Below are 20,996 nucleotides of genomic sequence, written 5' to 3' on the forward strand. Positions count from 1 at the left end.
AAAACCGTCAGCTACAAGTCACCATGCGTATCGGAGGTTTTCAGAAAGTCTCATTCATCGACTTTCCTGAAACCATCGCCAGTGTCGTCTTTACCCAAGGCTGCAACTGGCGATGCCCCTGGTGTCATAATCCTCGCCTCGTGTATGCGGATCAGTTTGAAGATCCCATACCGGAGGCGTTGATTCTGGAATACCTCAAATCCCGAATCGGACAAGTTGAAGGTGTCGTCGTTTCAGGCGGAGAACCTACCCTGCACACAGACTTGGGAGAGTTCATGGGAAACATCCGAAAACTCGGACTCAAAACCAAGCTCGATACCAATGGCAGTCATCCTGAACACCTGAAAACACTGCTGGATGCAAACCTGCTCGATTATGTTGCAATGGATATCAAGAGCGCTCCGGAAAGCTACAACCGGCTCACTGGAGTAAAGATCGACATGACAAAGATCGTGCGCTCCATAAACCTGATTCAGCAATCCAACATCGCCCATGAATTCCGGACCACTCGGGTACCACATCTGCACAGCAAAGAGGACTTCGTTGGAATCAAAAAACTCATTGGTGAGCTCGATTGTATTCGCATTCAAGAGTTTGCCAAAGCGGGTGTTTCCATGGATTCGGCAAACTGCAAATGAGTGAGAGTCACAAGACTCAGTTCGATTCCGACCCCTGAGTGGGTTCGAGCGGCTTGATATCAAAATCACCGGGATGCTCCCCGGGGATGAGTTCGAGCCACTTTTCATCGGAATAGCGATAAACTCTGGGAAAAATCCCGGCGGCAAAGTAACTCCAGTCGAGTTGCTCATGCCACACCCACAGTGCATCGGGTTGCAGTGGGCGAATGTGGATCCATCCCAAGTCCGAGTGAAAGAGCATCGGATAGTTTGCATCACTGATCCACCCAAGCCAATCCACCCATTTCCATCCCGCCTCGTTTTCAGGAAGATGATGAAATGGATTTTCGGAAAGCACAGGATCTCCGGATTCGATCACCAGCTGACTCCCATACTGTGGCATCTCGAATGGAGCTGGGGTTTGCTCGAACCGATGAGGGACGAGCAAAGCTTCGGATTCTGAATCAACCCGAAAGCGCTCCCGATACGCCGGAGAGGAAAAGATGGCCTCGACTTTGGATTTGAAATCGAGATTCAGCAACGGTTCCATGCTGTCCGTGTCCGGTTGTTGCTTCAGCAAAGCCCGGACCAAAAAGGCTGCATCGTCGCGACTTGAAACATCCGGTAAATCGTAGATGTAGTCTTGCATCCCGATGCGATCATTTCGGACAAATGCTGCTGTGAATGCCGCAAGGTTGCTGGACTCCAGCAAACGATTGCTTGCCTGTACGGTTTGCTGGAGAGTGGGTTCTTTACCAAATCGGTTTGTGAACAGGTGCTGAAAATGTTTTCTCCGCTGCGTATCTGATTCCAGCACGGGTAGTTCTCCGAATCGATTGCGAAAGCGATCACTTTCGTAGAGTCTGCTGATCGTTGCATGCAAATCCGCATGAGACACCTCACTGCTTTGTGGCAGATCAATGCTTCCCTGCCCCATTTGGAAATGAAGTGTATAGGAACCCGTCTGTGCACCCCAGCCTGCCACCGACAGGTAATAGACTCCGGGTGAAAGTACGTGCTGCATTGCAAAATTGAAAAAAGTTCCGGAATCATCATCCCGGTTCAATTGCATGCGCTCATTGTTGAACAATGTGCCAATCGTATCGAGTGGCCCGGAACTGTAAAGCGTGACGACGCTTTCCTGATCCAACTGAAAACTATAATAATGCGAAATTCCCGCATGCTCCAGCACACCCGAAATCATTCCTGAATCCACATCGATCACAGTGGCACGCTCAAAGCTGGTTCCTGCAGAGTGCGTTGGATTCAACTGTGCCTCAGCAGTCTCATCGGTGCGCAGCATCTCTGCAAAGTCCTGAGGAGAGGGCCATTCTTCGAAGATTGCCTGATAGGCGTTTTGAGAGTGAAGCAAGTTCTCAAATTCCCGGTTTTCCGATAGAGCTGCGGCCACCTCTGCTCGATCCATACTGCCAAACTCCAAGAATTCCAGATATCGATTCATCTCGGCATCCGTTGGTCCTCGAAGAAAAAAATCCAGGTAGAGCTGGGTGAGAAAATCCCGATCCCGTTCCAGGGGATCAAATTGCGATCCCTCCACTTGCTCAGGTGGAACTGCATAGACCGTCAGCTCAGCTGGGACTGACAGGTATCCCTGGTCATCAACCGCAATGGCTACCATGCGATAGATGCCCGGAGTCGCAATCGTGAAGAACTCCGACTGAAAGGGATAGCTTTCATCAATTTCGCCATGTCTTGCTCCATTGATCTCAAAATGCACCTGCTGTACGACACCGTCCGCATCCTGCGCGTCCACTTCCATATACAAGGTGTCACCAACCTCAAAGACAGCTTCATGCACGGGATGTCGAATGGAGATGGTCGGACGCTGCCACTGTGGGTCCTTTACTTGCACGGTCACTTCTGCACGTTCGGAGCGGTTCCCCTGATCATCCACTGCAACCGCTGCAAAGCGATAGTGGCCCGCGCTCCCAAAGCTGTAATCATCCACGACAAATGGATAAGACGTCACCGGGTCTCCCAAGGGCCTGCGGTTTGCAAAAAACTCCACTTGTCGCACGTTTCCATCGGTGTCATTTGCGCGGGCAACCAACTGAATCGTGTCGCCCGTTTGAAAAATGGAGTTTGGTGTCGGTTGTTCAAGCTCCACGGTGGGTCGCACTCCTCGCATCGAAGTAACCGTCACGGAAACGGGGATGGAATCTGTCACCTGCCCGTTGGTGCTTTGGACGCGTGCTGTGATGTGATAAAGTCCGCTCGCTTCGAATTGATAATCCAACTCATAAGCTCCCTGCGCATGCACTCCGTGCCCAATCTGAACCTGATTGATCCAAAAACTGACGGACTCAACCAACCCCTGTCCGGCGGTCGCGCTGGCACGCAAGCGAACGACATCCCCCGCTTCCCAAAATGAACCGTGGGACGGGTTCAGAATGGCCGTAGCAGGAGGATTTGCCTCCGTGATGATCACCTCGACCCCAGAACTCTGGTAGCTGGCTCCAGTCACACTGTCCACAACGCGAACCTGGAGAAAGTAAGTTCCGGGAAAGGCAGGTGTCCAGTTCGCGCTGAAGGGGCCGTCTTGAGTTTGACTCCCTTCTGTATGAGCGATGACATTTCCATTGACGCGAAACTCCAGCAATCCGACGCGCTCCCGCCCACCACCCTGCCCTGCAGCAAGAGCGATGAGGGGAATCTGGGAACCTGCCGGATAGGTGGCACGCTCTCGGGGAACCAGCAGTTCTGCATGCGGACGGTCATCTGTTGCCATCACCTCTACTGGCTCCGAGGCCCAACGCATCCCATACTGATCCGTGACAATGGCCACCAATGTGTGCGGTCCCGGTCGCAAGGGTGTCCATTCAAATCGAAAGGGAAATGTCACATCCATCGGTTCGGATGAGTCAACCCGCTGCCCGTCGACAAACAGAGTAACCCCTCGGACCACTCCGCTTCGACTGGAGGTGTCAACATTCACCCATTGCACAATTCCGGCCTGCACACTTCCACCCGGAGAGGGGTCGAGAATCGTCACACTGGCAGGTTCATGAAAATCACTGCTGACCACTTGCAGTGTGATCGGCTGGGAAACGGTACTCTGCCCATGCGGATGCATTGCCCTGGCCCGGATTTGCCAGAGTCCGCTCGAAGGTGGCTCGTATAGCACACTGTATGGAGCCGTCGAGTCGCGGGAACCTGCGATCCTGCGATAAGTGCTTTCTCCCTCCCTTCGAAATTCGAATTCCACAGCGTCGACCCAGCGATCTTGAAAAATCGCTGATGCCCCCAGGTAGAGTCGACTGCCCAAGCCCGCTAAGGTTTGGTCCGCAGGCTCAATCATCGCGAGACCAAACACTGAAATGGATCGTTCGACGGAATCCAGCATTGAACCATCTACTCCATAAACTCTGACTTCAAAACGAATGGATCCCGGAGTTGGGAATTCCAAATGGAGCGTTCCTGATGGGTCTGATCCCTGCGCAATGACTTGCTCATCCAGTATGACAACGGCCTGGTGAAACTGGCCATCTGGAGGCAGCGTATGACTTGAGAAATATTCCAGCTCGACCTCGACTCCGGCAGTGGCAGAAGTGGGTGCTTGCACCAGCAGGTCGCCATGGGAGCGAAGAGCAGCCAGGCAAAACAACAAACAGGAAAAGGATCGGAAAAAGACAGCTTTCATGACGGGAGGCAGGGATAGGGATTCACTGGGGTTCCGGCTCTGCTGAGGCACGATTGACCCCACCACCCGGGGTGTGCACCGTAGGGTTTTGATACATGGCGTTGGCATCCACTGACGGAAACGCCTGCTTGATCGCTCCTCCTCCAGGACCGATAAGGTTTGCTGTCACAAAGATCAGTAGATTGCGTTTTCGCGAGGTATTGCCTTCGGATCGAAACAGGCGCCCCAGCCAAGGAAGATCTCCCAGCAGCGGCACTTTGTCGTCCACAAACTTGATCTCCTCCCGCGTCAACCCTCCGATCACCACGGTTGCGCCATCATAGATAGTGACTTCAGTTTTAACGCTGCGGGTAGAAAAAATGGGTTGATAAAATCCAGAGGGAACCGTCGCCGTCAGATCGCCGGAAATCGCAACAGACGGTCCTCCATACTCCACAAATCCCTCAAATTCGGTCACCTTTGGCTGCAAGAGCAGGCTGATGTTGTCGTTGTCTTCCACCGTTGGCGTCACCTCCATTTCAACGCCCACATTTCGCACGACAAAATCATGGGGTGTGCCTGCCGTAATCGCTACCGCACCTCCACCTCCGCCAGCGCTGGTTGCCGATGCCACACTGCTCGAAACCTCTGCCCGAATGTCGCTGTACCGCTCTGGGTAGCGCATCTCCTGTGCGACGGTGATGTTCGCAGTTTTGCCCGAGAGCACTGTCAGTCGGGGCGCACTGAGAAGATCGCTGCCCTCCTTGCGCGAGAGCGCACGAATGATGACACCAATCTCGGTTTCACCCAGAATGTTCACTGCATTGAGGATGCCACCTGAAATGGATTGGGCAAAATCCAGAGCCTGAGGAATCGTGGGAGCATTAAACTCGGTATTCAGCTGTCCACCCACAAAATTTGGGGCCGTGATGCGAATCCCCTGGGAACTCTGATTGAGCGCAAATGCTTCGGCGAGTGAGCGGTTTTGGCTTCCAGCCTGCACGTCGTAGTGCTCGACGGGTTTACCAGTTTCCCCCATTACCGGATTTCCAGATGAATCAAAAACCGGGGTGCCTGCGCCATTGACCATCCACTGAAATCCCAGCTCATCCAAATCCTGCTGCTGCACTTCCAAGAATTTCGCTTCAATTTCCACTTGTCGGGTTTTTTCGTAACGACGCAAAATATTGCGCATGCGTTCAAGATTACGAGAGGTTTGCGTGACGATCAACTGCGTTCCATCAAAGGCCAGGCTCGCCCCACGTATTCCCTGGAATTCCACTCCCGCACGCTGAAAAAATCCGCGAAGGGTGGATTCCTCCTCACTACTTGGAGTCGTGTCTCCGCTCACCGAAGCGGAATCAAATGGATTATCCGGCACAGACGCATTGCCCAGGCTGCCTGCCCCACCGGTCAATCGAATGACTGTCGCCCGTGAAACCGGGAAAAACTCGGTCAACAGATTGGCCGCTCCATCGGGTCCGTCAGTCGGCTGCACAAGGATCGCCTCATCCACAATATCAAACTGAAAATTCACTTGTTGGGTGACAAACTGTAAAATCTTTTCCAGCGACAGGTTCCGCAGACTGATGCTCACGCGCGGATTGCTGCGTGTGTTTGGATCAAAGAGCGGCACAATATTCACACCCTTGCGCGTGGGATCAGTTTCCACACGGTCAAACTCCACGGACAGTTCAGACAAGGTTTCAATCACTGCGGTCAATTCGATATTGGAAAAATTCACCCTTGGAATCTTGATTTGCCGAATCTTGGCAATCAGAGGATTCACTCGGGTTTCCCCATCGAGCCGATTTCCTTCGGGAGAAAAAATCCGTGGGCGCTGCCAGGAGCGATCCACTTCATTCAGCATTTCCTGTCGGGTCTTTTCACGATTTAGGAATGCATTCTCAGCAAGGGATTGCTGAATTCTGAGTTGAAACATTTTCGCGTCTGGGTGATCCGGGAAGCGGCGTTCCAGTTCCTGAAACGTGCTCAGGGCTCCTTCAAAATCTCCACCCAGATACTGAAACCTGCCCTTTCGCAGCAGTGCTTCACCCGCAGGACTCAACTGCGCATTACCAGAAAATTCTTGCTCCGCTGGTTCATGCCGTACTGTTCGTGCTGCTCGGGGCATCGGAGTGGAGTCAGCATTTTCCCTTTCAACAGCGATGACCTCTTCCAGAAGCTCACTGACGGCATCCGGCGAAAACGCTTGCGGTTCATCCGAATGAACAGGACTAATCGAATCGTGCAATACATGCAGACTCCTGTCTTCCGGATAGCGCGCTTTGTAGGCGTTCAGCAGTTCTGCAGCCTCAACCATTGCTCCTTGATCACGCAATCGCATGACCTTGGCAATGGTTTGAATTTTTTCCGAATCGGAGGGTTGCTCTATTGTAACAGGCGAACCGAGCACATTGCCAGCCAGCAGCAGGAAAAGGATCAATGCGAAACGGAGGAAGTGATGGTCATTCATGATGGGCAGGTGCAGTGAGGATAAACTCTTGTTCAACCGCTGAATGCAGATCGATGACCCTGCATTCAAATGCGATTTCCGGAGAATCATGGGTTCGAATCCAGGTGATTTCGTAACTTCCAACTGTTACAGCTGTGTTTTCCTTGTGAATTTCGAAGTCCTGCTCACCCAGCTTGAGCTGAAGCACTGGCTCGGGCGAATGCGTGATCGATCCCGAATGCAATGGAATCTCGCTTCCGTCCGCTCGTCTCAGTATCAATTGAGCTTCCCGCGTAACGGTCCCCGTTTCACTGGCAGAGCGACCCATGGACAATGCAACCATGTGATAATCTTCGCCAATGGGAGCTCCTTGTTCGAAGCGAATCCGGTGAGTCCGACCCGTTCGCCGGTCTTCAATCAGCAACACAGCAGCTGACAGTGATCCATTTGCCTCTTCCACAAATCCGACCAGCTGAAACTGAAACTCCGGGTAATAAAAACCCTGAAGGTTGAGCACGACTGGAGGTTCGGAGTTTTCAAATTGAAAGGCTGTCGGTTCAAAAATTCCCGTGAGCGGATTTCTGAAAATACGCGGTGGAGTGAAGAGGTCATACCACCATTGCCCTTCGAGCGGAGCAGTGGGTTCCCTCCACACCGGATCTTTCTGAGATTTTGCAGAAAGCAATTGCTCAAATCTTGCAGCCAGAACGGATGCTGCCTGGGTATCGCTCATGGCAGGAGAATCGCCGGAAGGATTTTTCACTTCTGGTCCCCAGCCCAAGCCGAAAAAAAGCATCAACTGCGCGCCGAACAACAGGAAGTGCTTGCCTGGAAGACTCATCATGCGGCTGAAGTTCATGGCATCACCTTTCGTTCGACGGTAATTCGAAAGCGCGACACGATCTTCCCAATCAAAGGTTCAGTTCGTTCAGAGTCTGTTGAGCCCTCCTGCTGCAAATAGGAGGCAAAGCCACTCCCCTCGGACTGAGGTATGCCACGCATTGGTTCCGCGATCCCAGTCATCTCTGCAAACACTTCACTGCTCTGATCCGGTTCGCAAAGCGGCGAGCGGTCTACCACGAGTGAGACCACACGCAAACGTTGCCCAGATTCGAGCGCGAGATTTTGCTGAACCCAACTTCGCAAACAGCGGGTATAACCATGCATGTCAAAACGGAGTTGAATGCGGGTCACACCGGATTCGGGATCATGCATGACGTCGTTATGCAGTTCTCCGATAGCCAGCGGGGCTGCAGCAATCAGGAGTTCCATGGCAGCCTGTGTCAGCCGCAATTGTTCGAAAAGGATGCGCAGCTCGACTTCGCTGGTGACCAGTGTACCTTCGTGAATGGCATGCTCAAATCCCAAATCAGGCTGGAGTAATTCGATGCCCTGCGAAGCCAGGCGATCCCGACTTGCATGCACAAAGGTCTGAAGCGACGCCGACAGTTCGATCCCGGAAATCGCTTGCCTTGATTCCGGGACGGAAGCGGGAAATGCCAAAGCGAAGCGACGCTCAAGCGCTTCCAGTTCACCCAGCGTTGGCAGCTTGGCGGTATTCAACTGATCCAGCTCCCGCAGGGATTGACGCAAGCGTATCTCCATTTGCTCGCGTTCCGTTGCACTGAGCATGCCCCATATCAGACCTGCTACCCAGATTCCGATCAAAACAGCCCACCAAACACGCTCTGGTGGAAATCGCATAAAACGTTTTGAAAGCGCAATCATGACAACGGGGTTGCGACAGTTAGGGACTCGTATCTTGCCTCTGGATTCAGCAGCAGCTGCAATTCAAATGGCACCACATGGACGCGGCGATGGATGCCACTGTAATTGACTCGAAACTGTTCAATGGATTCCACAACACTCGATGCGAGAACCCGTTTCTGCAGCAGGTGAAGATTCGCTTCTGCGTCCGAAAGCGCTGCCCTCCACGTGGTTTCCTGCTGCGGAGCCTGCCTGAGCAGAAATTTCCCACTCAGATTCACTCTCACAGTTCCGACTTCGGCTGTGCGCGGTGATGCATGCCATTCAAAGGTTTCAAACCAAGTGTCACCCACCTCGAGCATGGCATTCTGAAGATCCACTATCAGCCTCACGAGCGCAGCCTGTTCCTTTTGCCGGGCCAGCAGTCCTTCCTGATGCCGCAGTCTGGAAGTGAACTCGTGCAAACGATCTGCTGCCGATTTTGACTGAATTCTGGCGTTGATGCTTTGTTGCTGTGTCGTTTCAAGGCGATTTCGGAGGATCATGATGCTTTGCTGATTCCCCACTCCCCAGATCAACGGAGTCATGGCAAGGCACAGGCTCATTGCCCGACGCACTCGCTCTTTTCCTGTGTTTGATCGTGCAGGCCAGTCACTGCCCTCCATACGAAGCTCCTGTTCTTTCGGCAGTGACGATGATGCTTCAGAAAAGGCGAGCAGACCCGAATCCATCCAGCGTTGTTCTCGGACCAATTCTTTACCCATGCCTCGAAGCAATGCTTGCTCCAGGTCACGCTGTGATTCGACATCGAGTTGAGGCGCAACCCAGTCGACTTGTCCGCTGGAAACTTCGGCACTCTCCCGCTGGAGGGTTGCCGACATGCGCCGAAAAGCATCTTCCATGAGCGTTGCGTTTGCCAGACTTCGTTCCCGGATGGCAGTCGTCCCAAGGGGTTGCTCCAGCGCAATCTGTCGAATTGCAGCGGCGCTGTTATTTCGGGAAAATGCACAGGCATGCATCTGCTCCAGGCAAATCAGGTGCTGCGTTGTTTCGAAAGTATCGAGAGCCGAACAGGACTGCAACGCGGCAAAAAACGATGGGAATGCACGGATGGAGGAAATGCCAGCTTCTCGAAACTGATCAGACAGATTCAACAAGCTCGTGCGGTGCATGGCAGCGATCACGATCTGACGTTCGACACAATCACGATGTAGTTGAAAATAGCACCCAACGAGTGTCTCGCTCCTGTGTGGGAAGCATCGCTCCATTTCCAGCTCAAGCATGCGCGAAAATTTTCGGTCTGAAACATTTGGAAGTTTGACGAATCGGAAAAGGAACAGTCGAAGCGGCAACCACACATGGGTGTGGGTTGCACGAAGCGAGATCGATGACAGTGCCTGTTGCACATGGTGCAGCCACTCCTCTTCGCTTCTCACCTGACCTTCCAATCTCACACATTGTGGGTCCGTTGGCAGTTGGGATCGGGTGTCACTCCAGCGGATGCAGTCGGTGCGGAGGTCAAGAATCTGTGAGGTGGAGGCATTCATCTTCACGATCAGGGCGTTGTCACGGGTATGCGCCGGAAAGGCGGGCGGTTGACCCGTTCGCGCAGTGTATATTCGGGAGGTGCGTGGTAGGATGGAACCAGGATTCCAAGTTGTTGTTCGCGCACCGCTGCACAATGCTGGATCAGGGCTTCACGTGCCGTCGGACTCTGAAGATTGGACGAGGCCCATCGTGGCACAAAAGCTTGCGGATTTCCTGCAACCTCAAAGCTCAGCAGGTAGGCAAACGGTTCCGTGCTGAGCTGGTCACGCCTGACAACTTCACCAGGCAGGTAAAAGTCCAGGGTGTAGGTCTCGCCTTGTTCCAGGCTTATGATCTCCACATGGCTCTCAAAAAAGACAAAGGGTTGATGCACGCTCTCAAAGCTCAGGCGCAGAGAACAAACAAGATCATCGAGAAAGCGGGATTTCCTTACGGTTGCGGTATCGCTCGAAGGCGTGACACCAGTGGCCGAAAGTTCAATGCGCGCTCGCCATCCGTCATCGTTTCCAATGCGGTCAAACACGATGCGATTGACGCGAACTTGCGGTGAGACGGATGCGGAAAGGATGCCTGCGACAAACAGTGTCAAAGCAGCGCAGCCCCAGCGAAGTATGGGAGGAGCGTAGGTCATGTGAGGATGGTCGAGGAGGACCGATGCAGCACCATAGGCATTGATCGGGATTTGTAAACAAGGAATTTATTTCCCTGCCTTCCCTAGCGAGTTACCCGTATCCTCCCTCCACATACCCGACAGCTGAGAAATTACACTGCATGCAGCGATAACGGCGGTTTCTGTGCGCATCACACGCGAACCCATGTGAGCCAAAATGAACCCGTTGTTTCGGAAAATCTCCCGTTCCTCTTGCGACCAACCACGCTCAGCCCCCACAGCAAGGAAGTGAGAGCATTCTGTCCTCACGGCTTCACCCACTCCCAACTGGGATTCATAGTTATCCAATGCGATTTTATGGATCCGGTTTGGTTCTGGTTCCAGGGAATTCAACACTTGCACAGCCTCTTCAAGCCCACCCTCCAATAACTGAACTTCCGGCACTTGAGTGGTGAATGCCTGTTCGACACCACTACGCAGGAGTTCAACCCACTCACAGCCTCGCCAAAGTGAACTTTGTGCATAGCTGTGTTCGGCTTTGGTCGAACGAAAAAACAACAGCCTGCGTATTCCCAGGCTCGCAGCATCACGAAGAATTTTCCGGCAGGTTTGGGGGCGACAGTAAGGTACCATCAGCGATAACGCCTTTGAGCCTGAATCCAGACCTTCCCCATTGGCAAACCACGTGATGTCGAGTCCGACTTCACCCGATGCAAACAACTGCACTTGTGCTTTCCCCATCGGTCCACCGGGCATGCCCACAAACAGTTCATTGCATGCCTGACCAAGAATCTGTTGGATGTGAATGCTTCTGCGATCCGAGGCCGGAAGTTTTTGCTTGAGCGCTGCACTGTCGAGCAGGATAAGGTTCATGCCTCAAAGATTTGAAGGTTTGGGCATATTTGCAAAATCAAAGCACATAGTTCCTCATGAAGCCCGGCAAATACAGGTGCATTCTTAAAAACCACTCGGGACGCCTTCTTGTGCTCGGACTATTGCTACTCGCGGCTGCAGCATACCTTGCATTTGAGTGGGTGGACCAACGGGTTGCCAACCGCACGCCCACGAGCGAATCCGCACCCGCCTACAACGTTCCTGCACCTGACAATATTTGAACGAATTTTTCCTGTGTTGCTGACGTCAAATCCAAAGTGAGTGCCTTACTCTCGGCAACAACATCAACAGACAAACCCAGGATTCTCATGAAAGCAGTCGCCAATCTACTGATCGTTACCCTGTGCGGTTCCACTCTCATGCTCGGGAGCGGATGCACCACAACGGGTTCCAATGCCGAAACAGGAATGGTCGCCGGAGCCCTGATCGGTGCACTTGCCGGGGGCATCATCGGGCAAAACATGGAGGACGGAAGCAACGACTATTATCAGAATCGATATTACGTGCGGCATCGCGGCCATTACCACGCACGCTGGGATGATGACAAGGGTGGCGCAAAAGGTGCACTCATCGGAGCTGCTGCGGGTGCACTCATCGGCGGCATGATCGGTTCTGCTCAGGATGAACAAGAGCGGCGCGATGCCGAAATGCGTGCCGAGGAAATGCGTCTGCAGCGCGAGCTTGCTGTGCGCCGCGCCGAAGAGGATGCCGCCTACGAAGCTTACCAGAAACGCATAGCGGTTTCCAATGGTATGGCTATTTCCGATGATGAGGTAGCCCTCGCTGAACAGCGAGCAAGGGAAGCGGAACAACGCCTGCAAGCCCTTCGTCGGGAAAGACTGGAAGCACTGCGTCGCGAACAGCGCTACAGCGATGCCGAAACGCGACGCATGGAAGCGGAGATGGAAATCGAACGCCTTGAGCGAGAGCTGTCCGGCATGCCCGACACTTCCGCTTCGGGAACATCCTATCACCCTGACGCGCGAATCTAGTCATGCTGTGACGCAGGCTGATGCGATATGCTGCCAAAATTTCGTTCAGAAAGGATGCACATCGCAGAAGAATCCACGCATCCAGCATCACAAAAGCGGTGAATGCTCTTGAGAATGCGATGTGAACCACTAGCGTGCACCAAGGAATCCAACATGAAATCCGCAATTGTTAAATTACTGCTTCCGCTGACCCTTTTGCTTGTCCTGAGCGCCTGCACCCCGAGCTATCACTTCAAAGTGGATGCCATCAGCGACGGGGCGATGCAGACAGAGGGATCGTTTTTCATCGTGAGTGGAAATCCGGAACTGAAGGAATCCGACTTGCGATTCCGTGAGGCCGCGACGCTTGTACAGACTGCCCTTGAGGGGAAAGGTTTCTACCGCTCTCCGGATGTTGCTTCTGCAGACATGCTGGTGGAAATCTCTTTTGGAATGGGTGAACCCCGGGAAGTGCTGGAAAGTCGCTCCTACCCGGAAACCTACTGGCGTCCCGGATTCAGCTATGCCATTCGCATTCCCGTGTATGACAAGTCCGGGAATCTGATCAGTTTTCAGACTCGCGTCGTGCGCGAACCCTCGCGCAGCTACACTTACTGGGAGGAACGTCTGGACAGCACCACCCTGTTCGAAAAACACTTCACCATCGAAGCTTTTGACAACCGCCCCGGCGCACCGCGGCAGCAACCCCAGCAGCTCTGGAGCGTGGTTATCGGAAACAGTGACAGTTCAGATAACCTGCGACAATACCTGCCCTACATGATCGCAGCAGCGCTGCCTTACATTGGTCTGGATACGGGGAGCCAGATCTACGTGTCGGTTCGTCCCGACGATCCCACAGTGCAGTTCCTGCGCTATCCTGACTCAGGAGCACTGCAGGATTAATTGCGGTTTTCTGAATCACACCTCCGCACTCACAAAAGACACATTTCTTCGCCTGCCACAAAATCTCATCCGATTTCTACTTGTGAACGCTACTTCTTCGGGTTAGCACTTCTGGTATGAGTCGGATTCGTCAAACGTTTGAAAAGGCAGCTGGAAAACCCCGCTTCATCGCCTACATTTGTGCATTGGATCCTGATGCAGCAACCTCACTTGAGGTCTGCCGCACCTTGATCAAGGCAGGTGTTGACATTATCGAACTCGGCGTGCCCTTCTCCGATCCTCTCGCCGACGGTAAAACCAATCAACTCGCTGCAGAACGCGCACTCGCTGCTGGAGCCACACCCGATCAGGTGCTCGATCTGGTTCGCTCGATCCGCAGCTTTAGTGAAGTTCCGGTCGTGCTCTATACCTACTACAATCTGGTGTATAACAAGGGTGTAGAAAACTACGTTGCCGCTGCTCAAAATGCAGGAGTGGATGGTATTCTCGTACTCGACCTGCCCCCTGAGGAATCCGACGAAATGACGACTGCCTGCAAGAACCATGGCATCGATCAAATTTTCCTGATTGCCCCGACTACCCCTGAATCGCGCATCCCTCTCATTACCCGCAACGCATCAGGATTCATTTATTACGTCTCGCGTGAAGGTGTTACGGGTGAGCGCTCCGATGTGGCCAAGGACCTCGCGACGCGTGTGGCGGCGATTCGAAAAACGACGGATCTTCCCATCGGGATTGGTTTTGGGATTTCCAATGCCGATCAGGTCCGGCAGGTTGCACTCCACGGTGACGCTGTCATTGTCGGCAGCAGTATTGTGAAAATCGTGGAACAACATGCGTCTGATCCGAATACGATGTTGGCAACGCTCGAGGCAAAGGTGCGTTCACTGCTTGAGGGATTACAGTAAGCCCTGCCCTTCTCAATGCACTTGCCAACCCCGCTGGTGCGATCAACATTTTGTTTTTTCTCACTCTTCCATGCGCATTATTCAGTTTTCTTTCATGCATTTGAGTCTGCTGTGTCTACAGCTCATTCCACTATGGGTGATCGCAGAACCCACACTGCAGGAGCAAGACATCAAACAGGCGTTGCTGCGTCTGCAGCACTATGAGGAAATGCAGCAATGGCAGCTTGAGACGACTTCTGATACCATGACCTTTACATCCCGGTTTGGGGTCAACGTATCCAGTTCCGATGCAATCGCCGAATTGCATGCCAATGCTTCTGCTCCCCATGTTAGCGAGTCGGAAATGCCAGTTTCTGAATCTTTTGGCATCGATCAGAAACCCTTCCGCATTCACATCCACTTCATCCCGTTTCCCGAGTATGCTACTCTCGAGCCATTGCAACAGCAGCGACATGCGTTGGTAACTCGACTTAATCACGATGCGTTTGATCTGGATTCCGATCCCATGGATGCGGAGCAGTGGGAGCACACATGGGAGAAGCTGCACGCACAACCCCTCCCCACTCATGTGGCAGGACATTCGCTCGTGTCGATCAGTTCCGATCTGGATAACCCAAAGCTCTCCTTTGAACCAAATCAGGAGTTGAAAGAGTGCATCTGGATGCTGTATCGCCTCGGCTTTCTCTTCTCCGAAATCGTGCGTTAATCGATGCCATTGACGCACGACAGCCGGATGTTCAGCCCGGGCAGTCCGCGCCGTTACGCGCCAAACGCCTCAGCACTTTCGGGAGTAGCCTCCATGCCGGAACGGGCAAGATAGGCCTCCAGCGTAGGTTTGCGCCCCCGGAAAGCGACATATGACTCCATGGGTTCCCTGCGATTGCCAGCGGCCAGAATTTCCCTGCGAAACGCACGTCCAGTTTCCGGGTTGAGCACTCCAGTCTCGAGAAATCTGGAAAACGCATCGGCTTCGATCACTTCACTCCACTGGTAGGAATAATAACCTGCAGCATACGCAACGGCACCTGAAAAAAGATGCCCGAAGCGATGCAGCAGCGGAATCGAAGGCGATTTCCATGCGGGCCGGTACTGCTCTGTCGAACGCTTCACAAACGCATCCAGATCATGCTCACCCAGTTCCGGATCACTTGCAAAATCGATGTGCAAATCCAAGTCCATGATTCCAAAGCTGAGCTGGCGAAGGATAAACAGACCTTTCTGGAAATTACGGGTCTTGCACATGCGCTCGAAGAGATCTTCCGGTATGCCTTCACCGGTTTCATGATGACGGGCAAAGAGGTTCAAACTTTCGCGCTGCCAGCACCAGTTCTCCATGATTTGTGAAGGCACTTCCACAAAGTCCCAAGGGACGGAGATTCCATTCAGACTCTTCACATGCACTTCCCCACATAACTCGTGCAACAGGTGTCCAAACTCGTGAAAAACGGTCTCCACTTCGTCATGCGTGAGCAAGGCTGCTTTGCCCCTGCTTCCCGGAGTCATGTTCCCGCACATGATGCCCAACGGCAATTCATTCGGCTCGCCATTCTCCCCGAAACATCCGGAACGCAGCGTATCCATCCACGCTCCACTTCGCTTACTTTCCCGAGGAAACCAGTCCGTGTAGAACGCACCCAATTTGTGACCGCTGTCGGTATCAAAGATCTCGTAAAACTGCACCGATTCTGTCCACACCTCCACGGCATCCGCAGGCCCCTCGCTTCCGACTTTGACCGCGCGCTCCACCACTCGAAGACCAAAAACCCGCTCCACCAGCTCAAACAGTCCGGAAATGACCTGATTAATGGGGAAAAAGGGACGAAGGGATTCTTCATCAAAGGCATAATGCGCCTTCAGTAACTTTTCGGACCAGAACGCGACATCCCAGGGTTCGAGTGGTTCGGGATTGTCCAGACCCAGCTGCTGAGCGCGGAACTGCTCCAACTCCTTGACCTCCCCAGGCACTGTCCGGGTAACGGCCTCCCGCATGCGTTGAACAAATGCACGCGCGTTTGTCCCATTTTTGGCCATGCGCCGCTGAAGAATGTGGTCGGCAAAATTTGCAAACCCCAGCAACGTTGCTTTTTCGTGCCGCAAGCTCAAAATTTTTGCAATAAGACAGCCGTTGCTCCAGGGATCTGTGCGGCCCACGGCATTGGCAGCTTGCCACGCTGCCTTGCGCAACGCTGCATCGTTAACGAATTTCATGAAAGGCCCCCAGGACGGTGCGTGGAGGGTGAAACGCCACTTCGGTTGCGCTTCGGTTCCATGACCTTTGCGCAGTGCATTTTCCCGGGCAATCTCTCGCAGCACATCGGGCATCTCGCTGAGCACTGCGGCATCCTCGATGATCATCTCCCAGTCGTTGGTTGCATCCAGCACATTTTCAGAAAACTTCTGGGTCAGCGTTGCCAGTTCATGATCGATTTCAGCGATACGCTTTCTTCCGGCTTCGGGCAAATCTGCTCCACACTCCTGAAAATCCTTCAGCAATTCTTCGACATGCCGCCGTCGGACAGGATCCAGACGGGTCAGTTCAGTCTGATTTTTCGCCAACTGCCGCACCACCGTCCACAGTTTTTCCCGCAGACAGATTCCTGAATAAAATGCCGTCACCTTCGGCAGCACTTCACCGTAGGCTTTTCGAAGATCGGGAGCATCCATCACGTTATTGAGATGCTCCACGATGGACCACGCCCGGTCGAGTTCCTCACTGCAACCTTCCAACGCATGCGCGACAGATTCATAGCTCACCTGTTCGGTGGACAATTGTTCGATGTGCCGGACGCGGGATTCCGCCAGTTCCAAGGCGTGCTCGATGTCATTCTGCAATCGCTGCACGTCCAGCGATGACCATGCGACCTCATATCGGTCAGAAAGAAATGGATGTTTTTCAGTCATTTGAAAAGCTCTCGGGTTCCATTGTTACAAAACCGTAACATTCTTGTATTCAACATGATGCAACATTTCCGTAACAATGCGGATTAAGCATTGAAGCTCCTACTCTTAAGCCTATAGACCCGAACTATCAACTAACTTATGATTAGATTACACCGATTCCAAAGCCGTCGCCATGCGCCCTTCCTATCTTTGACTGCTCTGTTCCTGGCGGTCTCCTTCAGTCACGCGCAAGACAGCGGCAGAATCTCGGGAAGTCTCATCGACAAGGACACAGGTGAACCCATCCTTGCCGCGCTCGTGAGCATTGACGAACTCAATCTGACGACCACCTCATCGCTCGATGGGTCCTATCGCTTCCTGGAGGTTCCCGTGGGGCAGCATTCCCTCACGGTCGAAAAAGCGGGCTACCGCACTTCCATCATCACCGAAATTGAAGTCGTCGCCGGAGAGCTGCAGCGCGTTGACATTCCGATGCAGGCGACACTTGAAAACCTGATTGAACTGGAAGCCTTCGTCGTAACCGCTGCCGACGCACAGACGCTGGATATTGCCCTGCTTGCCGACCGGCAAAAAAGCTCCGCCATGAGCGATGCCATTGGGGCTGAGGATTTCTCCCGCTTTGGCGCCGGTGATGCCGCTGATGCCATGAGCCGTGTCACGGGGGTCTCCATCAACGAGGGCAAGTACGTCTTTGTGCGCGGACTCGGTGAACGCTACAGCAACACGCTGCTGAACGATGTGACACTGCCAAGCTCCGATCCGGACAAAAAAGCCGTGCAGATGGATCTCTTCTCCACGGACCTCATGGAAAGCATTGTCACCGCCAAGTCCTTCACCCCTGACAAGCCCGGCGATTTCGCCGGAGGAAGCGTTAACATCAAAACCAAGTCTTTTCCGGATCTTTTTTCCCTCACTCTATCCAGTTCCTTTGGCTACAATTCACAGGCCAACCTCAACAGCGACTTTCTCAGTTATGACGGCGGTCAGCGGGATTGGCTAGGTTTTGATGACGGCACCCGCGACATTCCAGACGGTGTGCCCACCGATCCCAGCGAGTTTCCCATTTCAAATTTCCAGCCCGGAGCGGCCCAGTTTTTTGACGACATCACACGTCGCTTCAATTCGGTCATGTCCATTGGTACCGACAAGTCGTTCCTCGATACCGGATTCAGTGCCAGTTTTGGCAACAGCTACTTCCTCGGTGGTGACCAAATGCTGGGAGTGGTTGCGTCGCTCAGCTATGACCTCTCCTACGACCACTATGAAGACGGAATCAACGCCCGCTACAGGCGAAACTCACTCGAGTCGGAAATGCTCTCCCCTCGCTACGTCTACCGCGATACACGTTCGGTCATGAATGCCAACATCAGCAGCTTGCTGAGCATGGCATACCAACCCTCTGTGAATCACGAAATCGCACTTGTCCTCTCGGGAACCTTTGCAGGCAGCGATGAAACCCGCTTCCAGCAAGGTCCAACATCAGACTCTGGTCAGAACTTCGATGCGGAAGATCAAATTCGCTCCATGGTATTTACCGAACGCAGCCTGATTTCTGCACAGCTGCGCGGTGAACACGTCTTCGATTTTGCCGACATCAAACTCGACTGGAGCTTGTCCAGTGCCTCTACGACTCAGGAAGACCCAGATGCGCGCTACTCCAACAATGAGATTATCCCCGAGACGGGACGCGTCTCCCTCGTCAAACCTGATCGCGCACCACGCCGAGTGTATCGCGAACTTACTGAAGATCAAAGCAGCCTCAACCTCAACCTCGAGATTCCTTTCCTGGAGGGAGACAGCGGCCTCAACCGAAACCTGAAAATTGGTGGAGTTGTTACCGAACGAAGCCGCGATTTTTTCGAAGTTGTCTACCAGTATCAATACGGCTCCACCGGCAATTCGATCTTCAACAATTTTGAATCCATGGACAGTTTTCTCGATCCGGAAAAAATTGGAATCGATGACGACGGTCCGCTGCTAAAAACCTTTATCAACTTCTTTCGCGGACAGGATTATGAAGGTGAAGAGACGATTGAGGCCTACTATGCGATGCTCGATTTTGAACTGACGGGTAAGTGGCGTCTGATCGGAGGTGTGCGCCAGGAGAATACGGACACCACCATGCAGAGCTTAACCCCTGTCGATGAACGTTTCTTCAGTTCGAGTGCTGAAATTGCAGAGGACAAACTGCTTCCGGCTGCACAGCTCGTTTACGCGCTCACCGACCAGCAAAACCTGCGCCTGTCCTGGTCCGAAACACTCGCTCGTCCCACCTTTCGCGAAATTGCACCTTACCGTTCGTTCCCCTTCATCGGAGGAGATGAATACTTCGGAAACCAGAACCTGGTACAAACCGACATTGAGAACTTCGATCTTCGATGGGAATGGTTTCCGAATCCCGGAGAAATTGTATCGATCAGTCTCTTCCGGAAAACACTCACCCATCCCATCGAACTGGTCATTGAAGAGGTAAATGCCAACTTCCGCGAACGTCCCTACAATGTGAAGAAGGGCGAGATTGAGGGCGTTGAAATCGAGTTTCGCAAAAACCTCTCCTTCCTGCACGACTCGCTCGAGTATTTTTCGATCAATGCCAACTTCACATTCTCAGCGTCTGAGGTCGACAATACGAACCGTGAGTTCATTTCGAAGATCTCGTTTTTTGAGTCCAGAGAGACCGTTGCAGCATTTGCCGCGTTGCGAAACAGTCTGATCGAAGAATATGGCAATGAACCCGAAGACTGGGATCGCCAGGCACTTTTGGATGTAGCCCCCAACACCCCATCCCGGCGCGACCTGTTCGGTCAACCGGACTGGATCACCAATCTCTCCCTCAACTACGAAAATCCGATCTGGGGCACAGCGGTCAGCCTTAATTTCAACTACGTCTCTGAAAAACTCGCCTACGCCAGCCAAGGAGCCACTCCCGATGTTTACGACCGTGACCGGGAACGTCTGGACCTCATCATCAGCCAGTCCTTCGGTGACAACTGGAGCCTGAAGTTTTCCGCCAAAAACCTGACGAACTCCGAAAATGAACGCTACTACGACAGTGCGGAAGAAGACATCTATTCCTCCTACACATCCGGACGTAGTTTCTCTCTCGGAGCGACCTACCGCTTTCACTGAGCCTTTTCTCAAATCAACCTACTTAATCAATCATGAAATCAATCAAACATCTCAGTATCGCCATTTTGCTGGGCGTGAGCGCATTGTTCACAGCTCAGGCACAAATGGTTGAAGTCACCCAGAACATCGCTGCGGGCACCCATCAGGTGTGGACTCCTGACAACGAGTATCTGCTCACCCAAATCATCTATGTTGAGCCAGGCGCATCACTCACGATCCTTCCTGGCACCGTTATTCGTGGCCGTGCTTCACCTGCGGGTGAGTTCAACCCGGGTGCATTGGTTGTTTCCAAAGGGGCGAAGATCTTTGCAAATGGAACACCTTCTGCCCCCATTGTGTTCACGGCGGAGTTTGACCTCGGTCTTGGAAATGGACTTCCCTACGGTGCCATGAACAAGGACACGCGCGGACAATGGGGCGGTGTTGTGATCCTTGGAGATGCTCCAACCAACCTGCAGCCTGGTTCTGGCAATCGCTTCGTTGAAGGGTTGCCCGAGAATGAACTATCCGAATTCGGTGGTAACAACCCCGACGACTCTTCTGGTTCATTCAGCTACGTCTCGATCATGCACGGTGGTGCAGTGATTGGCGCAGACAATGAACTCAATGGCTTGACTCTTGCAGGCGTTGGGCGCGGAACCAACCTGCACCACATCGAGATCTATGCAAACCTCGACGATGGCATTGAGTGGTTTGGTGGCACCTGTAACGTG

16 protein-coding genes are annotated in these 20,996 nt (G+C 53.1%); 8 read left to right on the top strand and 8 right to left on the bottom strand.

Annotation, left to right across the window (positions count from 1 at the left end; translation table 11 throughout):
- Nucleotides 1-23: 23 nt before the first annotated feature.
- Complete coding sequence (locus tag ABQ298_15660; GenBank protein ID MEQ9825821.1) at nucleotides 24-638, top strand: anaerobic ribonucleoside-triphosphate reductase activating protein; 615 nt, start codon at nucleotides 24-26, stop codon at nucleotides 636-638.
- Nucleotides 639-654: 16 nt separating this feature from the next.
- Here the strand turns inward: ABQ298_15660 and ABQ298_15665 are convergent, their stop codons facing one another.
- From ABQ298_15665 to ABQ298_15695, 7 genes are all read right to left on the bottom strand, one after another.
- Nucleotides 655-4,278, bottom strand: coding sequence for an Ig-like domain-containing protein (locus ABQ298_15665; GenBank protein MEQ9825822.1), 3,624 nt, complete (start codon nucleotides 4,276-4,278; stop codon nucleotides 655-657).
- Nucleotides 4,279-4,300: 22 nt separating this feature from the next.
- A complete protein-coding gene (locus ABQ298_15670) occupies nucleotides 4,301-6,733 on the bottom strand; it encodes a tetratricopeptide repeat protein (protein ID MEQ9825823.1) in 2,433 nt (810 codons plus the stop codon).
- Nucleotides 6,726-7,445: a hypothetical protein gene (locus ABQ298_15675; GenBank protein ID MEQ9825824.1), complete on the bottom strand. Its 720-nt coding sequence runs from the start codon at nucleotides 7,443-7,445 to the stop codon at nucleotides 6,726-6,728. Before ABQ298_15675 ends, ABQ298_15670 begins: the two co-directional genes overlap by 8 nt.
- A 122-nt stretch (nucleotides 7,446-7,567) precedes the next feature.
- Nucleotides 7,568-8,416 (bottom strand): hypothetical protein, encoded by an 849-nt coding sequence (locus ABQ298_15680; GenBank protein ID MEQ9825825.1) that lies wholly within the window; start codon nucleotides 8,414-8,416, stop codon nucleotides 7,568-7,570.
- 20 nt (nucleotides 8,417-8,436) lie between these two features.
- Nucleotides 8,437-9,966 (bottom strand): hypothetical protein, encoded by a 1,530-nt coding sequence (locus tag ABQ298_15685; GenBank protein ID MEQ9825826.1) that lies wholly within the window; start codon nucleotides 9,964-9,966, stop codon nucleotides 8,437-8,439.
- 8 nt (nucleotides 9,967-9,974) lie between these two features.
- Nucleotides 9,975-10,598 (bottom strand): hypothetical protein, encoded by a 624-nt coding sequence (locus ABQ298_15690; protein ID MEQ9825827.1) that lies wholly within the window; start codon nucleotides 10,596-10,598, stop codon nucleotides 9,975-9,977.
- 66 nt (nucleotides 10,599-10,664) lie between these two features.
- On the bottom strand, nucleotides 10,665-11,450 hold the full coding sequence (locus ABQ298_15695; protein MEQ9825828.1) for an RsmE family RNA methyltransferase: 786 nt from the start codon (nucleotides 11,448-11,450) through the stop codon (nucleotides 10,665-10,667).
- A gap of 56 nt (nucleotides 11,451-11,506) precedes the next feature.
- Between ABQ298_15695 and ABQ298_15700 the strand changes: the two genes are divergently transcribed.
- The 5 genes from ABQ298_15700 to ABQ298_15720 all read left to right on the top strand — a co-directional run bounded on the left by ABQ298_15700 (nucleotide 11,507) and on the right by ABQ298_15720 (nucleotide 14,959).
- Complete coding sequence (locus tag ABQ298_15700; protein MEQ9825829.1) at nucleotides 11,507-11,692, top strand: hypothetical protein; 186 nt, start codon at nucleotides 11,507-11,509, stop codon at nucleotides 11,690-11,692.
- An 87-nt stretch (nucleotides 11,693-11,779) separates the two neighbouring features.
- On the top strand, nucleotides 11,780-12,463 hold the full coding sequence (locus tag ABQ298_15705; GenBank protein ID MEQ9825830.1) for a glycine zipper domain-containing protein: 684 nt from the start codon (nucleotides 11,780-11,782) through the stop codon (nucleotides 12,461-12,463).
- Between the two features lie 153 nt (nucleotides 12,464-12,616).
- Complete coding sequence (locus ABQ298_15710) at nucleotides 12,617-13,345, top strand: hypothetical protein (protein ID MEQ9825831.1); 729 nt, start codon at nucleotides 12,617-12,619, stop codon at nucleotides 13,343-13,345.
- A 116-nt stretch (nucleotides 13,346-13,461) separates the two neighbouring features.
- On the top strand, nucleotides 13,462-14,253 hold the full coding sequence (gene trpA / locus ABQ298_15715; GenBank protein ID MEQ9825832.1) for a tryptophan synthase subunit alpha: 792 nt from the start codon (nucleotides 13,462-13,464) through the stop codon (nucleotides 14,251-14,253).
- 94 nt (nucleotides 14,254-14,347) lie between these two features.
- The gene (locus ABQ298_15720; GenBank protein MEQ9825833.1) at nucleotides 14,348-14,959 is read left to right on the top strand and encodes a hypothetical protein; all 612 of its coding nucleotides are present in this window, start codon (nucleotides 14,348-14,350) and stop codon (nucleotides 14,957-14,959) included.
- 53 nt (nucleotides 14,960-15,012) lie between these two features.
- Here the strand turns inward: ABQ298_15720 and ABQ298_15725 are convergent, their stop codons facing one another.
- The gene (locus ABQ298_15725; protein MEQ9825834.1) at nucleotides 15,013-17,154 is read right to left on the bottom strand and encodes a M3 family metallopeptidase; all 2,142 of its coding nucleotides are present in this window, start codon (nucleotides 17,152-17,154) and stop codon (nucleotides 15,013-15,015) included.
- A 189-nt stretch (nucleotides 17,155-17,343) separates the two neighbouring features.
- Between ABQ298_15725 and ABQ298_15730 the strand changes: the two genes are divergently transcribed.
- A complete protein-coding gene (locus ABQ298_15730; GenBank protein ID MEQ9825835.1) occupies nucleotides 17,344-20,283 on the top strand; it encodes a TonB-dependent receptor in 2,940 nt (979 codons plus the stop codon).
- A gap of 32 nt (nucleotides 20,284-20,315) precedes the next feature.
- Nucleotides 20,316-20,996, top strand: a 681-nt coding sequence (locus ABQ298_15735) for a T9SS C-terminal target domain-containing protein (GenBank protein MEQ9825836.1), incomplete at its 3' end; no start/stop codon positions are given.

The sequence above is a fragment of the Puniceicoccaceae bacterium genome (assembly GCA_040224245.1).
In the GTDB taxonomy this organism is placed as follows: domain Bacteria; phylum Verrucomicrobiota; class Verrucomicrobiia; order Opitutales; family JAFGAQ01; genus JAKSBQ01.